This window comes from Lentimicrobium sp. S6 (assembly GCF_013166635.1).
GTDB lineage: Bacteria > Bacteroidota > Bacteroidia > Bacteroidales > UBA12170 > UBA12170.
In genome coordinates this window covers 1-471 of the sequence record NZ_JABKBZ010000285.1, presented here as the reverse complement: position 1 = coordinate 471, position 471 = coordinate 1, and the positions used below count along the sequence as shown (strand labels likewise).

Below are 471 nucleotides of genomic sequence, written 5' to 3'. Positions count from 1 at the left end.
TTTCAATAAGCAGACGATATTTTTTCTGGCTTTCTTTATGTTCTTCCTCACGCTTTTTACTTTGTGTGCGTAAATCGTCCAACTCAGCTATGAGTTGTTCTTTGGTTTTGTTAGAATCATTTTTCATTGATTATCCTCCTTATTTTTTTCAGCAAAATATTCATATAATTTCTTTTCGGTACTATCACCAACAGTAAAGCTAACAAGTCCTGAACTCAGGTTCAGCGTGGCAGAGCGCCTTTCGTATCCGCCCAAAGATGTTTCTTTTACAGTTAACTTTTTCTGCTCAGTAATTTCAAAGATATTTAAAATTAGATTATTAGCTACTGTGTCATTTTCTTTTCTCAACACATTTGCTCCACCAACAAGACAAATTTCAATGTTCTGTTTTGATGAACCCAGTTTGCTCAATTCACTCAATAAATTTGTGATGGCGTTTTCGGCATATTTGTTTTCATCTTCTTTGTTGTC

Annotated in this window: 1 protein-coding gene; it reads right to left on the bottom strand. The window is 34.2% G+C overall.

Annotated features, from left to right (window positions below; genetic code table 11):
• Positions 1-123: 123 nt before the first annotated feature.
• Positions 124-471: hypothetical protein (locus HNS40_RS22755; protein WP_216664216.1), on the bottom strand; the 348-nt coding region annotated here is incomplete at its 5' end.